The 15,467-nt window shown below is 44.9% G+C and carries 13 protein-coding genes; 9 read left to right on the top strand and 4 right to left on the bottom strand.

The genetic code is table 11. The features are described 5' to 3' along the window. Nucleotides 1-11: 11 nt before the first annotated feature. The 5 genes from ESE_RS12590 (at nucleotide 12) to ESE_RS0110040 (ending at nucleotide 4,166) form a co-directional block, all read left to right on the top strand. On the top strand, nucleotides 12-1,034 hold the full coding sequence (locus ESE_RS12590; RefSeq protein WP_010374984.1) for an SHOCT domain-containing protein: 1,023 nt from the start codon (nucleotides 12-14) through the stop codon (nucleotides 1,032-1,034). 126 nt (nucleotides 1,035-1,160) lie between these two features. After that, nucleotides 1,161-1,625 (top strand): MarR family transcriptional regulator, encoded by a 465-nt coding sequence (locus ESE_RS0110055; RefSeq protein WP_010374983.1) that lies wholly within the window; start codon nucleotides 1,161-1,163, stop codon nucleotides 1,623-1,625. A 123-nt stretch (nucleotides 1,626-1,748) separates the two neighbouring features. Continuing rightward, nucleotides 1,749-2,696: a metal ABC transporter solute-binding protein, Zn/Mn family gene (locus ESE_RS0110050; RefSeq protein ID WP_010374981.1), complete on the top strand. Its 948-nt coding sequence runs from the start codon at nucleotides 1,749-1,751 to the stop codon at nucleotides 2,694-2,696. After that, complete coding sequence (locus tag ESE_RS0110045; RefSeq protein WP_010374980.1) at nucleotides 2,696-3,391, top strand: metal ABC transporter ATP-binding protein; 696 nt, start codon at nucleotides 2,696-2,698, stop codon at nucleotides 3,389-3,391. The genes ESE_RS0110050 and ESE_RS0110045 overlap by 1 nt, the downstream gene beginning before the upstream one ends. Then, nucleotides 3,384-4,166, top strand: a complete 783-nt coding sequence (locus tag ESE_RS0110040) for a metal ABC transporter permease (protein WP_010374979.1) — start codon at nucleotides 3,384-3,386, stop codon at nucleotides 4,164-4,166. The genes ESE_RS0110045 and ESE_RS0110040 overlap by 8 nt, the downstream gene beginning before the upstream one ends. Before the next feature lie 173 nt (nucleotides 4,167-4,339). Here the strand turns inward: ESE_RS0110040 and ESE_RS12080 are convergent, their stop codons facing one another. Next, entirely contained in the window at nucleotides 4,340-4,555 is a 216-nt protein-coding gene (locus tag ESE_RS12080; protein WP_010374978.1) for an ATP-binding protein, read from the bottom strand. Nucleotides 4,556-4,795: 240 nt separating this feature from the next. On the opposite strand from ESE_RS12080, the gene ESE_RS0110030 reads away from it, so the two are divergent. Together ESE_RS0110030 and ESE_RS0110025 are read left to right on the top strand one after the other, a co-directional pair. Beyond that, nucleotides 4,796-6,427, top strand: a complete 1,632-nt coding sequence (locus ESE_RS0110030) for an ABC-F family ATP-binding cassette domain-containing protein (RefSeq protein WP_010374977.1) — start codon at nucleotides 4,796-4,798, stop codon at nucleotides 6,425-6,427. 149 nt (nucleotides 6,428-6,576) lie between these two features. Further along, nucleotides 6,577-7,950: an MATE family efflux transporter gene (locus ESE_RS0110025; protein WP_010374976.1), complete on the top strand. Its 1,374-nt coding sequence runs from the start codon at nucleotides 6,577-6,579 to the stop codon at nucleotides 7,948-7,950. 314 nt (nucleotides 7,951-8,264) lie between these two features. Here the strand turns inward: ESE_RS0110025 and ESE_RS0110020 are convergent, their stop codons facing one another. Then, the gene (locus ESE_RS0110020) at nucleotides 8,265-8,780 is read right to left on the bottom strand and encodes a hypothetical protein (RefSeq protein WP_010374975.1); all 516 of its coding nucleotides are present in this window, start codon (nucleotides 8,778-8,780) and stop codon (nucleotides 8,265-8,267) included. Nucleotides 8,781-8,925: 145 nt separating this feature from the next. Continuing rightward, nucleotides 8,926-10,011, bottom strand: coding sequence for a GntR family transcriptional regulator (locus ESE_RS0110015; RefSeq protein ID WP_010374974.1), 1,086 nt, complete (start codon nucleotides 10,009-10,011; stop codon nucleotides 8,926-8,928). A 410-nt stretch (nucleotides 10,012-10,421) separates the two neighbouring features. Here ESE_RS0110015 and ESE_RS0110010 point away from each other — a divergent pair, with 410 nt between their 5' ends. Beyond that, complete coding sequence (locus ESE_RS0110010) at nucleotides 10,422-11,396, top strand: glycoside hydrolase family 43 protein (protein ID WP_010374973.1); 975 nt, start codon at nucleotides 10,422-10,424, stop codon at nucleotides 11,394-11,396. A gap of 26 nt (nucleotides 11,397-11,422) precedes the next feature. Next, nucleotides 11,423-12,700, top strand: a complete 1,278-nt coding sequence (locus ESE_RS0110005; protein ID WP_010374972.1) for an oligosaccharide MFS transporter — start codon at nucleotides 11,423-11,425, stop codon at nucleotides 12,698-12,700. Between the two features lie 355 nt (nucleotides 12,701-13,055). Here the strand turns inward: ESE_RS0110005 and ESE_RS11690 are convergent, their stop codons facing one another. Continuing rightward, the gene (locus ESE_RS11690) at nucleotides 13,056-14,972 is read right to left on the bottom strand and encodes a metallophosphoesterase (RefSeq protein ID WP_010374971.1); all 1,917 of its coding nucleotides are present in this window, start codon (nucleotides 14,970-14,972) and stop codon (nucleotides 13,056-13,058) included. Nucleotides 14,973-15,467 lie beyond the last annotated feature (495 nt).

Below are 15,467 nucleotides of genomic sequence, written 5' to 3'. Positions count from 1 at the left end.
AGGGATTTGGAATGGGATTTGATCCGTTAAATATCAGTGCTAAGAAGGATGCTAAGGCAAAGTTGGAAAAGTTGGTATCTGATCACAATTATGAAACGCAACGTTTAACAGAAGAGTTCGTGGAGTTGCAATCAGAGCGGGAACAATTAGTTGTCTACTTACGTCAAGTGGAATCAATAATTAATGCTATTAAGAATACACCAGAACGTTTTAATAAAGATATTCAAACGTTATCACTTAGTTTAGAGCGTTATGATAAGCTTTTGAAGGAAGCAGAAAATGCATCTGCGGATATTCAAAAAGGAGCTGGAGCTGGACTGGCTGCAGGTTTAGCGACTGATGGTGCTGTAGCGGCATTTGGCGGAACAGCTTTGACTGCCGTAGCGATGTCAATCGGTACCGCCAGTACAGGTGCTGCTATTAGTGGGTTAACCGGAGCTGCGGCTACAAATGCTGCGTTGGCATGGCTTGGCGGTGGTGCTGTAGCAGCTGGAGGTGCGGGGATGGCAGGAGGGTCGGCACTGCTGGCACTGACGGGACCAATTGGCTGGGCAATTGGCGGTGCATCGGCGATAGCAACAGGCATCTGGGCTCGGGGTAAAAATGCAGATGCCGCTGAGGATATGCTTAAGCAAGCCGCTAGTGTACAAGCTGGAATTAATTCAGTTAAGGCAATTACATCGGAAGTTCGTGAGAGAACGAAACTGGTTACAAGAACGTATGTTGATTTATCGGGCCGAATTTCAGTTGCGTCGAGTTGGCCGGATGATTTTGATGATTTCACGGATTCACAAGTTGACTTAGCGGGTGCTTTGGTTAACAACGCTTTAAGTGCTGAGAAGATTTTAAATTCTAAATTAGGTGAAGATGGTAAGTTTCACGAACAGGAAACAGAAGAATCAAAAAGTGCTAAATCTGACAAGGGAGACTATTTCGAAGAAAAAATGGAGAAACTTGAGCGCTTAAAGGATAAAGGTATTCTTACAGAAGAAGAATATCAATCAAAAAGAGCTGAGTACATTAATTCGTTGTGATAGTATTTGTCGTAGCTAACGTATGTAAGTAATGAAGGACGAGAAATCGTCCTTTTTTCTGTTGTCAAAAAAGTAAGTCCGTGTTATTCTTAACTGGTTAATTAACCGGTAAAGGAATGTGGTGACATGGCAACAGAGGAATATGCAGAACAGTTAGATCATTTTTTAAATGATGTCCGCGTGATGGCAGAAAACCAACGCGAAATTTTGTTAGGTGAGTCAAATTCAGCGATTACGACAACGCAAGGTCACGTTTTGATGCTCCTTGCTCAGAATGGACCGCAAACGAATTCAGAGTTAGCCCGCGCACTGGGCGTGTCTGGTGCCGCAATTACGAAGGCGATGAGGGGCCTGGCTGGTGAAGATGATCCAATGGTCAACGCCATTCCAGATCCTGATGATGGGCGTGTGAGTCGTTGGTCATTAACGGGACTAGGCATCTCAATGGCCTCAGCTCACGCCCAACGCCACCGTGAGACATTAGCGGAATATCAAAATGTCTTTGCGGTCTTTACCGAATCTGATCAAACGGCGATTAGCCATTTTTTGACGCTGGTCGCTGATCGGTTGCATGGGGACACAGACAACTGATAATTACGAGGGACGCCATTAAGGTAACTTCAAGCTTGCGTAATTATGGTGAAATTGCGAGTTAATTGACTTGAGAGGAAGTGAGTTGGTTGATAGACAACCGACTTCACGGAGGAAATAGACATGAAGAAACAGAACCGTCGCTGGGTATTGGCAATCCCGGCCGTTGCCGTTGTTGCGATGATTGGTGGCGTGATTTATCAAGCCGCTACGAAGAATGCCACTGATCGTCAGTCCGGCAAAATCAAAGTTGTCGCAAGTTTAGATAGTTATGGTGAAATCGCAAAGGCGATTTTAGGTAACCAAGGTTCTGTGACCAGTGTGATGGATGATCCAGATATGGATCCACACGAATTTGAGCCGACAACATCAGATGCTAAGCTCTATCAACAAGCCAATGTCATCATCTCGAATGGTGGCGGTTTTGATAATTGGAGCCTGAATTTTGCAAAGCAAAATAAAGATGCCAAAGCTGTGTCATTAGCTAAGTTGTATCACTATACCGATGGTGGTCATGACCATGAAACGGATCACGACCATGATGACGACGCAATCGGTAACGAACACTTCTGGTATAAGACGGATGCAGCTGAACGTCTATCAAAGCAGTTAGTTAAGACATATGCGCAGCTGGAACCAAGTAAAAAAGCTTACTTCCAAGCCAACGCGGATAAATACATGGCTAGCTTAACCGACTTGCAAGCCATGCAAAAGCAAGTGAAGGCTGATTTAAAGGGCAAGGACGTGATGGCAACGGAACCGGTGTTTGATAATACGTTGATTGATTTGGGGGCCACGGTCTTGAACCAATCATTCTCAAAGGCGGTTGATGAACACCAAGATCCGACGCCAGCGGACATTCGCGCTTGGAATAGTGCGATTGATGATGGCAAGGTGGCGGTGGTGATTTACAATCCACAATCAACGGGTAAGTTAGCCAAACAAGCTATGCAGTATGCTAAGGATCATGACGTGCCGGTTGTGCAAGCGACTGAAACACGACCAAAGGGTGATACGTATGCAGAGTGGCAATATAAGCAATTGAAAGCATTGGACGAGGCATTAAAGTAATGACAATTTTAACTGGTTCAGGGGTAGGCATTCAGTTTGGGGAGCGGTGGTTATACCAAGATGTCGCATTTAAACTTGAAAAAGGTCGCGTGCTCGCACTGATTGGGGATAATGGTGTGGGTAAGACGACGTTACTACGTGCCATCTTAGGCCAGTTAGAGCTAACCGCCGGTGAATTAGACTGGCAAATTGACGTCAAAAATCGCATGATTAGCTACGTGCCGCAGTATCGCCCAGACATGCAGGCGTTTCCGCTGAAAGTAACTGATTTTGTATCGTTGAGTTTCGACAAAGGGATTTTGCCCTGGTTGAAACCGACTGAAAAAGAACGTCTCCAGCATGTACTAGCTGATACGCATTTAACCAAGATTGCAAATGCGCGGATTGATACGGCATCGGGTGGTGAACGCCAACGTGCGTATTTAGCACAGGCGTTGGTGCAAAATCCAAACGTGCTCATTCTGGACGAAGCCACGGCTAATTTGGATAATGTGGCAAAGTATGAATTAATGAACGTGGTGCGCGATTATCGTGACCATCACGATTTGACGACCATCATGGTCAGTCACGACTTAGATATTATCGGTAAATATGCGGATGATTATTTGTTGTTGACGCCAAATGGGAGTGAGTTTGGTCCGATTGACCAACTTGATATGACAAAATTGAAAGTAGGTAATCAAGATCATGCTTAATTATCCATTTATGCAAAACGCCTTTGTGGCGGGGACGTTGATTGCCATTGTCAGTGGCTTTGTTGGCACGTTTGTGGTTGCGCGACGGATGTCGTTTTTAACCCACACATTGAGTGAAATTGGGTTTGCTGGGGCGTCATTTGCGCTATACATGAGTTGGTCGCCCTTGGTGGGGATGCTCCTGTTTTCTGTTGGGGCCTCGATGACCGTTGGTGAAATGGGTGTCAAAGAAAGTCGGTCCGAATCGCTAATTTCAGCGGTGAGTGCGATTGCGATTGGACTAGGAATTGCCTTCCTGGCCTTATCAAAGAAGAACGCCACCGCTGCGACGGGGATTCTGTTTGGTTCGATTTTCAGCATCAGTCGCACGGATGTGGTTGAAGTGGTCGTGCTAGCTATCTTGGTTTTGTTAATCGGGTTAGCAATGTTTCGGCCACTGCGCCACTTTGCCTTCGACTACAGCACGGCGCTATTTAGTTTGAAGAACATTCGCTTGATTGAAGTGGCATTCTTGGCCTTGATGGCAACAACGGTGGCGGTTTCTGCCCAAGTGGTTGGATCATTATTGATTTTCATCTTGATGATTCTACCGGCTAGCTCAGCAATGCGCTGGGGACGGACTGTTTGGCAGATTATTGGCCTCGCTATTTTGTTTGCCGTAGTTGGGGTCTGGGTGGCGCTTGTGCTGTCATACACGCTGAACCTACCCGTCTCATTTTTCATTGCCATTATTGAAGCCGGCATTTATTTTGTCAGCTTGATTGGTAAGAAATAAGCACGAATAGTTAAAGAGAGTGAGCCAACAGGCGCTTCGAATCCCATGATGACGTTATAGTAAGGGTTCGGCCTGTCGGAAAACGTTTAAAAGCCACCAATCCGCCGATTTTAAATCGGCAGATTGGTGGCTTTGTGTCTGAGGCAGAGATTTCTGTCCCGAACGCTTTATTTTTAGTCGTTTTCGTTAACCAACCAGTCGATGATATTGATGACGGGGATGCCGTCGATATCAGGATTGCCAAAATAATTTTGTGTAATCAACAGTTTCTCATAATTATCTCGAATGTGAAGGAGATTGTCGGTTTCGCGGGTTGGGTTTTCCGGAATTTGATAAGTTACTTGAATGTATGTGACTTGACCGTTTCGTTTAGCGTTTTGGACGTTCAATCATGGGGGCTTCCTGTGAACTAAAATATACTTTAACTTAACGCGAAAACTTCTGTAATCTAAAGTATATTTTAGATTAAGGGCAAAATCTCGATAATCTAAAATATACTTTAGATTATCGGCGGATTTTGCAATGTGCCAATAAAAATTCTAATCCGGAAAACCCACCACCAAAAATGTTCACATTTTCTGTATAATGGAAAATGACATTAAATTGAAGAAAAGGAAACGTAAACAAATATGCTAACTGTTTCAAATGTATCAGTATCTTTTACTGGTAAGAAGCTATACGATGACGTTAACTTGAAGTTCACGCCTGGTAACACATACGGTGTTATCGGTGCCAACGGAGCAGGTAAGTCAACGTTCTTGAAGGTCTTGGAAGGCAAGTTGCAACCAACGACTGGAACGGTCTCAATGGAGGCTAACGAACGTATGTCATCATTGGTGCAAGACCACTTTGCCTATGACGCATTCACGGTCTTGGACACTGTTATGCAAGGACACAAGGAATTGTATGACGTGAAGAACCAAATGGACGAAATCTACACGCACGACCCATTTACTGATGAAGACGGTATCAAGGTTGGTGAGTTGTCAGCTCGTTTCGAAGAATTGGACGGTTGGTCAGCTGAAACTGAAGCGGCCCAATTGTTGCAAGGCTTGGGAATTTCAGAAGATCAACACTACATGATGATGTCTGACTTGCCCGAAGTAACCAAGGTTAAGGTTTTGTTGGCCCAAGCGTTGTTTGGTAACCCAGACATCTTGATCCTCGACGAGCCTACCAACGGTTTGGACACGAAGACGATTGCTTGGTTGGAAGACTTCTTGGCTGACTACCAAAACATCGTGATCGTTGTTTCCCACGACCGTCACTTCTTGAACGCCGTTTCAACGATGATTTTGGACGTTGACTTCGGTAAGATCAAGTTGTTCGTTGGTAACTACGACTTCTGGAAGGAATCTTCAGAATTGGCACAACGTTTGCAATCACAAGCAAATGCCAAGAAGGAAGAGCAAATCAAGGAATTGCAAGACTTTATCGCCCGTTTCTCAGCAAACGCCTCAAAGTCAAAGCAAGCCACTTCACGTAAGAAGCAATTGGAGAAGATCACGCTTGATGATATCCAACCTTCAACGCGTAAGTACCCATACATCAACTTTGAAATTCAACGCGAAATCGGAAACGATATGTTGCGCGTTGAAAACTTGTCAAAGACAGTTGATGGGGTGAAGTTGTTGGACAACGTGTCATTCACGGTGCGCCCTAACGAAAAGGCCCTTGTGATGGCTGAAAACGACGTTGCCGCAACGGCATTGTTGGACATTATCGCCGGTAACGACGAACCTGATGAAGGTACGGTTACTTGGGGTGTCACGACGTCTCACGATTACTTGGCTAAGGACATGAATGTTAACTTCCCTAAGCCAGAAATGCCAATCTTGGACTACTTGCGTGACTTTGCTTCTAAGGAAGAAAGCGACAACACGTTCTTGCGTGGTTTGTTGGGACGTATGTTGTTCAAGGGTGAAGACGCCGAAAAGACGTTGGATGTTTTGTCTGGAGGAGAAAAGGTCCGCGTTATGTTGTCTAAGTTGATGTTGACGAAGCCAAACGTATTGGTTTTGGACGACCCAACGAACCACTTGGACTTGGAGTCAATCACGTCATTGAACGATGGTTTGATCAACTTCAAGGGTGGTATCATCTTCACGTCTCATGACCACACGTTTGCGCAAACGATTGCGGATCACATTATCGTGGTTTCAGATCAAGGTGCCATCGATCGTGCCGAGACGACTTACGACGAGTTTATGGCGCACCCAGAAGTGCAAAAGCAACTTGCCGAAAAGAACATTACATTGTAATTAATGATAAAAAGAGACGGACTGCTATGGCGGTACGTCTCTTTTTCATTACAAACCTGCACTAATTTCATGAATTTTCACACTTTACACAAAAAGTCTCTATACTATGAATTAATAAGGTTAAAAGAACGAGGGGGATGTCTGTAGTCATGCAAGATTTGACGAAGAGGAACCCAGCAAAGTTGATTATGATGTTTACCATTCCGTTAGTGATTGGATATTTGGTACAACAGTTATACAACATCTCTGACACGTTGGTTGTTGGACAAACGCTGGGGGTAAAGTCACTGGCCGCCGTGGGTGCGACGGGTAGTATTCAGTTTTTGGTAATGGGATTTGTACAAGGGTTTAGTTCGGGGATGTCGATTATCACTGCTCAACGTTTTGGGGCCCACGATATGAATGGTGTCCGCCAATCGTATGCAACAAGTATTATTGCCGGGATTATCATGTCAGTTATTTTGACAGCTTTGAGCTTGGCATTCATTAATCCGCTGTTGCGCTTGATGCAAACACCTGCTGACATTTTTGTCGAAGCGCGCGTGTTTATTGCAATCATTTTGGCTGGTACGATTGCGACGATGGGCTACAATATTATCTCAAACGCGATGCGTGCGGTTGGTGATAGTAAGGCGCCACTGTACTATTTGATTGTCGGGATGATTTTCAATATCACGGTTGAATTAATTTTGATTTTGAAGTTTGGTTGGGGTGTTGAAGGAGCGGCCTTTGCGACGGTGATGGCGCAGTTTGTGTCGATTGCCGCTTCGCACTGGCACATTAGTCGTTATACCGATACGTTGCATCTGACTTGGGCGGATTTCAAGTTGCCAAAGGGTGAATTGCGTCAGCACATGTTGGCCGGCGTGCCAATGGGCTTCCAACAATCAATTATTGCCATCGGGTCAGTCACGTTGGCTGCTGCTGTGAATACATTGGGAACGGATGCCGTTGCTGCCAATACAGCGGCTTCTAAGGTCGATCAAATCATCATCATGGTGGTGATGTCATTTGGTGTGACGATGGCTACGTATACCGCGCAAAACTTTGGTGCTGGTCAATATGGCCGTATTCTGCAGGGCGTGAAGGTGGCGTTGGCCATGGGAATGATTGTTGGGACGATTCTAGGAATCTTAGAAATCGCCTTCGGTCGCGATTTGGTCACGTTGTTCGTTGGTCAGGGTCAACATGAAGTCATGGATTTGGCGCAATTGTACTTCTGGGCAAACGGACCGCTCTACGCTATCTTGGCAACGCTATTTGTACTCCGTTACACATTGCAAGGTTTGGGCGATGTTAAGACGCCAACCCTTGCCGGTGTCGGTGAAATGGTCGTCCGTTCAGTCGCCGCCTTTTCATTGGTCGTTTGGTTTGGTTTCTTCGGAGCCAGCCTAGCCAACCCACTAGCTTGGATTGGATCACTGATTTTCTTGGTCCCAGCCTGGCTTAAGGTTGTTCGCCAATTAAAGCAAAAAATCGCAACAGAACAAGTTGCGCCTGAAGCGATACCAGAATTAGATTAAGCAAACCAAATTAAAGAGGTCAGAACGCACACGGGTCTGACCTCTTTTTCATGCGTATGAAAATCAAACTAACAAAGAATATCTTGGCGGCTGGCGTGGCGGTTGGGGTGTGACGTAGCGATTGGCCTGGGTGAACTCACAAGTTCGGCCGACCGCCGGTTAGATAAGGCGCCAGGAACCCGATCCTTATCCCAATTATTTGGGAGCTAGCCGGTGCTCGCGCCGGCGGATTTTACCCAGGCCAATCTTTGTCGAAGTCACGCCCTAATCACCACGCTTCGTCGCAACGCGACGACACAACAACACACAAACGGTTAAGAAGGCCGCTTAAAATGATCGGCCAGTGAATCCTCCAACCGTGTCTCCAAACGACGCCCCCACTTGCTCCAAACTAGGATAAACCAGGCGATAATCAGGCCAATGGTTAAGACCAAGGAACAAATCTCAGCCGCCATCTTTGGCATCCCGATACTTTCAAGAACCAGCAAAACTAATAGAAAGATAAATGGCCCTGCGACAACTAAGCCTAGGGTCATGGCGAGGGTGTCTTCCTTAGACTTGCGAATGGCCACGGCTTCCTCTTGGCCTGCAATGACAAGGTCAATCAATTCATCCTTAGTCGCAATCTCCAAATCCTTGCGCTCGTAAGCCGAAAAGGTTTGTTCGAAGGCCATTGCCTCTTCGATGTGCTCGCCAATCCCATAGGGGGCAATCGTTTCAGCAAATGCGTGCCGACTCAGGTTAAATAATTGTTCGAGACCGAAGTCTTGTGTGCCGTCTTCAAAATAGAATGTTAACGTTGTTGCTTGTTTATTAACCAGATAGTACATAACCGAAACCCTCCTATATAAGAATGACTCACGTTAATGTACATCAATTATCCTATTGTTACAGAATTGTTTCAAATAATCTGCTCATGAGGCGTTCGGTTTGACAGAGAACAAAAAAGAGCTACCAACAGTAGCTCTTTTTGTGTTAATTCACGTGATGGTTAGATGAATCGCGAATGATAATGTCGCTATCGTAGCGGACGTTTTCCACGGGGTGGCCCTTGATCAACTCAAGGAGCATCCGCCCAGCATCACGCCCCATCTTACCTTGTGGGTGACGCGCCGTCGTTAGACTTGGCGTCATGTAGTGAGACATCGCATAATCGTCAAATCCGACAATCGCAATATCCTCTGGTACCCGCAAACCAAGTGATTTCACCAAATCAATCGTTTGAATGGCCAAGGCATCATTGTACAAAGCCAAGGCAGTTGGTCGATCAGCGGATTCCAAGTGTGTTTCAATCTTATTCAAGATTTGTGCATTGCTAGCCTCATCGTTTGATTGATACATGATGATGTTACTGTGCAACGCAATCGCCGGGTGCTGTTGATATGCCTTGTAGAAACCTTGCATACGGTGCGCGCCTTGGACGTCATCGACCTTAAACACGCCCAAAATGCGCTCGTGTCCCTGTGCAATCAGGTGATTAATCAAATCAGCTTCTGAATTGGTATCGTCCACCTCCAAGTAGGGGAAGTCGAAATGTTCATAAGTAGAATTGATAAAGACGGTCGGAATGCCAAGTTCGCGAATTTGATCATATAAATCTTTATTGGCGTTTGGCAAAGCGGACATGGTTGGTTCGATAATCAACCCGTTCACGCCTGTTTCAATCATGCGCATCAGGCTTTGGCGCTCACGTTCATACGTGTTGTGCGTATTACTAATGAAGAGCGAGTAGCCTTCATCTGAAATCACGCGGTCGATGCCGCTGATAATCTCAGGGAAGATATAGTCGGCTAGGTGGGTTGTAATCACCCCGATGACCTTATTGTCAGAAGTTGTTGCCGGCGCTTTATTCCAATCATCAACATACATACCACCACCTTGAACGCGGTAGAGGAAATGTTCTTGTTCTAAATCACTGGTTGCACGACGGACGGTATAACGACTGACGCCATATTGTTCGGTTAAGTTAGCTTCGGTTGGTAATTTGTCGCCAATGGCGTATTTACCAGAAAGTATATCATCTCGAAGCCCTTTCTTAACGATATCGTATTTCGTATCCATATTAGACCCAATCTCTCTGTCGTGTTTATTTATGATATTCATTATACAAGTAATTGTCCGGTTGTGTTAGACAAAACCGTGAATTGTTATGAAAAACAGACGTAAATAAGCAATAATCAATCATTGTCCGTACAAATGTAAGCGCATCCGGAATAACGGACAACAATCACTAGCGTAAAGTTCATTCTGGTACAAAACAGGCCTAAAATTATACGTAACGCCTATAAATAGGCGTTTTTCTAACTAAAAAACCGTATTTTTAATTTGTGATAAATGTATCAAAGTTTAAGAAAATGTGAATTGAACGTGAACTGAATGCTTTTGGGGTTGTAAGTTGTCCGTACAAGTGTTTTAATAATACTCGTAAAAGAAAGAAAACGCTTTCAAGAAATTTTAGGAGTTTAACAGATATGACAGTTCGCTACGAAAACCCAGTGATCATCCAACGTGCTGATCCATATATCTACAAGCACACGGATGGTTATTACTACTTTGTTGCTTCGGTACCAGCTTACAACTTGATTGAGTTACGTCGTGCGAAGACGATTGATGGTTTGGCTCACGCAATGCCACGCACAATCTGGCGTAAGCACGATTCAGGGACCGGCGCACAAAGCGAATTGATTTGGGCACCAGAGTTACACTACACGGAAGGTAAGTGGTATGTGTACTATGCTGCTTCACATACAACGGCATTTGATGAAAACGGCATGTTCCAACACCGCATGTTTGCCATCGAGTGCGACGCAGAAGACCCAATGGAAACAGAAGAAAACTGGGTTGAAAAGGGACAAATTGAAACGCACCTTGATTCATTTGCCCTGGATGCAACGTCATTTGAATTAAACGACAAGCTGTACTACGTTTGGGCGCAAAAGGACCCGGAGATTAAGGGTAACTCAAACTTGTACATCGCTGAAATGGAAAATCCATGGACGTTGAAGACGGCGCCAGTTATGTTGTCAAAGCCAGAGTTCGACTGGGAAACTAAGATTTTCTGGGTGAACGAAGGACCAGCTATCTTGAAGCGTAACGGCAAGGTGTTCTTGACGTTCTCTGGCTCGGCCACTGATGAAAACTACGCGATGGGGATGTTGTGGATCGAAGATGACAAGGATGTCTTAGACGCTGCAAACTGGCATAAGTTGGACCACCCTGTTTTCCAATCAGATATGGAAAACGGTTTGTACGGTCCGGGTCACAACTCATTTACGGTTGCTGAAGATGGTGAAACCGATTTGTTGGTTTACCACGTGCGTAACTACCTGGATATCAAGGGTGATCCTTTGTATGATCCAAACCGCCACACGATGGTACAACCATTTGAGTGGGACGATGAAGGCTTCCCAGTGTTTGGCAAGCCACAACCATTTACTTTTAACTAATTGAATGAAAACTCAGGGGGATTATCATGAGTCAAGTTGTTAAGGAGAGCAAGCATTTCTGGGGATTTGCGGCTTCGCACTTTAGTTACTTCTTTATTTGGGCGATTACATATGGATTCTTGACGCTTTGGTTAGGTCAACAAGCTGGCCTATCAGGCGCGCAATCAGGGGTGGTCTTCTCATTGATGGCTGGAATGTCATTGCTGTTCCAACCGTTGTTCGGAGTTATTTCCGATAAGTTGGTCTTTAAAAAGACGTTGTTAATTACGATTGCAATTGCTGGAATCTTTATCGGCCCTTACTTCCAATGGGCCTTCATGCCAATCTTGGCCATCAGCCCAGTTTTGGCTTCAATCGTAACTGGTATTGTGTTGGCCTTCATCTTGAATGGTGGTGTGTCAGTTATTGAGCAGTACGTACAACGTGCCTCATTGGCAAACAAGTTTGAGTTTGGTCACTCGCGTATGGGTGGATCAGTTGCCGGAGCCGTATCAGCTTTGGTAGCCGGTCGTTTGTTCTTGTGGCAACCAAACGCTATCTGGTGGGCCTGCTCGGCGTCAGCTGTTTTGTTGACGATGTTGTTGTTGTTCTCAACGAAGATTAACTTCTCAAACGCAGCCGCTGCAATGGGTGCTTCAAACGAAAAGTTGACTAAGAAGGATATCTTCTCAATCTTCAAGTTGCGTAACTTCTGGATTTTGGCCTTGTTCTACATGGGTGCCTCAGCTTTGTTCGACGTGTTCGACCAACAATTTATCGTCTTCTTCAAGACGTTCTTTGAGACTGACTCACAAGGAACAATCATGTACTCATACATGAACTCAGCGCAAACAGTGATTGAATTGTGCTTGATGATTCCGATGCCTTACATCATCAACAAGATTGGTGCGCGTAACGGTTTGTTGATTTACGGATTCTTGACGTTCGTGCGTATCTTCGGATCAGCCATGGCACCATCATGGGAGTGGATTGTCTTCTTCCGTTTGCTAGCTGGTTTCGAAATGCCATTGTTGTTGGTTTCAATCATGAAGTACATCTCAGGCGCCTTCGACATCCGTCTGTACGCAACAGTTTACGCCTTGGCATCTAACTTTGCTAAGCAAATCTCAGTCTTTATCTTCTCAACAGTCGCTGGATCAATGTACGACAAGGTTGGTTACCAATCAACGTACTTGATGATGTCAGCTGTGGTTATGGTTATCACGTTGGTAGCCGTATTCTTCTTGGAGCGTGAGAAGAAGGTTAACCCAGTCGAAGAGGCAGCGGGTGGCCCCGTGGAGCAGGTAACTGAATCCCAGGCGTAACGCCAATTAACCCTTAAAAATTGTGAGAGATTTTTTAGGCTAATAATTCCAAAATTATCCCAGTAAGTCCAGCGAGGCTTGCTGGGATTTTTGTTTGATCGGAATTTTGAATCTATGACAAATGGCGAAATACATACCTATTTGTAATAGTAAACGCTCATAAAGTGCCTTTGGAAACCAAAAATTTAAAGTGCAACTACAGCGACTTGTTATTTTTGGTGAAGTCAATTTGTTTCAAAATCTTCTTGCTAGTCGTCTTATCCACGTTCTGAGGAGTGGTTACTAAACCACGGAAATAGTTGCGGATTGACCATGTAAAAAGCCACCGCAAACTAGTACAATGCGGTGGCTTTGATTAATGTCCGTTCAATTGGTTCAGATAAGAAATTGCTTCAGCCTTATTTAAGAAGCGTTTACGTATATGCTTGCCATCGATAGTTTTATCAACAGTATAACGATTACGTGGCTTCTCATAGGTCAGGCCAACGACTTGTTTAATATCATCATCTACAGTGTATTCGCGGGTCTTGGCTTCGATACGGGCTTTACGTGCAGCTAGTTGATTTGGGTTGTTCCGTTTTTCTGACTCTGCAGCGCGGCGCTGACGAGTGAACTCTTTTTCTAATTCTTGGCCTGTATTGTTATTGGCATAAATTGAGTCGATAACAAACATAGGTCGTCCGAACTGTTTAACAATCTTATGCCAGTTCGCTTGAGCAGCTGGAATATGATGGTGTCCGTGGACCACGCCAACGACGTTGTACTGCGTGAATATCTTGGCCAGCTGATTATTGGACAAAGCATACTTATCATTGAACGATTTGCTCTTTTTTGACAGCATGCTCAATTCATTGAAGATGGGGGCGTGACTAACTACAACTGTTGGTGTGGTGGTGTCATCTCCCAGGATTCGAATCAATTCATCGGCAATCCATTGCTGCTCAGTCGCCTGATTTGAAAAACGAATTGGGACCGTCAAACCAGCATAACGTACGCCGGCGTACATCGTACTTTCATTGTTCAACACCTTTAACTGTGGAAATCTAGACTGAACGTCATCGGCGATATAGGCATAGATGTCGTTGTCACCAGCAGGAAGTAGTGGCCATGCATCGTTTCCAAGATTCGCAACCAGCAATTGGAACCATTGATAGTCACGATACTTTGCCAATGTGTCGTCTTTCGACACGATCGTGCCAGCTAACACATCGGTCATATCGTGATTTCCAATAACGTATATCCCTTTGATATTTTTGTCAGACACGCGACCATCAGACGCGTCGCCGGCAATGATGTTGAAGTTATCATTGCTGAATGGTAACGAAGTCAGATTCTTATTTGCTACACCGGCGTGGATGTCGGATACAACGTTGATTTTATTGTTATTTGACGTTGGCAACACAATTTTGTAGTACGGATCAATAAGTTTAGGGTTTACTGAGTGTGCCGTATAGTTTTGACGTGCTTTAGACAATTCTGCGCCAACAACAGACTTTAACAAAATTTGCGTGTCGGGATCATCATATTGACCTTCATTTATATTAGACACAGCGCGCGAGTTAAACCCGGCCGCCGTTCCTGCAGGTAATAATTCCGACACGCGGGTCAGGTCTGTATCTGCAGACACATATAAATTCTCAAGATTCGTCCCTTCGGACAACGACATAACACCCGAACCATCGGTAGAAATCTGCAGATCATCAGTAACTTGGGCGATAAACTTCATGTATTCCGAGATGTAGCCTATAATACCGGTGAACCGATTGCTGTCGTACAGGAACTTACCAGCAAGATTAGCAGATAATGGACCGGTTGAGTCATGTTGCATCAGGCGCCCCAGAACTTGAATTTCAAATAAAGGATGTTCAAAGATTTTATGGTACTCAGCAGTTATGTGTGTTTCGTTTTTAGCGACGAACTCATCGACATCGGGTCCATAAGGATACATAACGCCGGCTTGCTGCATTAAAGCTTTGCCAATGTATGTTTTGATGTTATCTTCGTGGCTTTCTAAATACCGTCGAGTTTTCTCTGGGCTCAACATTGAGTAACGCGCGGCACGCTCGATATAGTATCGGGCCGTGTCATAGGGAATCGCAGAGAACACCAAATCATTAGCAACGATGCTGAATGTGTTCTCTTTAATGTTGTTCTCCAATGCGAAGTATCGATTCGCATATACCACCTTATTTACAGGTCGGCGTCTGTTCTGTGGGTATTGTTTTATTTGCTCCTCAATCAATCGGGGCAAGTTGTTGTTTTCGTTAGTCATATCACTAGCCTCTCTGCGAAACCGTGTACCACTTCCAGGTGTAGCGGTGCATAGATGGTTTTACAGACATATCTATATTTAAATATATACGTAGAAGAAAAATCCCCAGATCACGATTAAGTGAAATGGGGATTTTGTGTAGTGTCAGGATGTTCTCTGCCGTGTTTGATTATATCCATGACAATCAAACAAACATAGAATAACTTGGCTGCTGGCATAGGGGTGCGGGATTAGCGTAGCGATTGCAGGTAGGGAACTCACAAGTTCGGCCGACCGCCGGTTAGACAAGGCGATACGGAACCAGACCCTTAACCCAATTATTTGGGAGCTAGCCGGTGCTCGCGCCGGCGGAGTTGCCTAGATGCAATCTTTGTCGAAGCTAATCCCGCACCCCTATGCCTCGTCGCAACGCGACGACACGCTATAAACGTAACAACGCACCGTTTAAACTACCAACAACCAACATTTGTACGCAAAATTAAAACAACCGCTACA

Source organism: Weissella cibaria KACC 11862 (assembly GCF_000193635.1).
Classification (GTDB): domain Bacteria; phylum Bacillota; class Bacilli; order Lactobacillales; family Lactobacillaceae; genus Weissella; species Weissella cibaria.
Note: the sequence above shows the minus strand (reverse complement) of the source record. Positions and strands in the feature narration are given on the sequence as shown.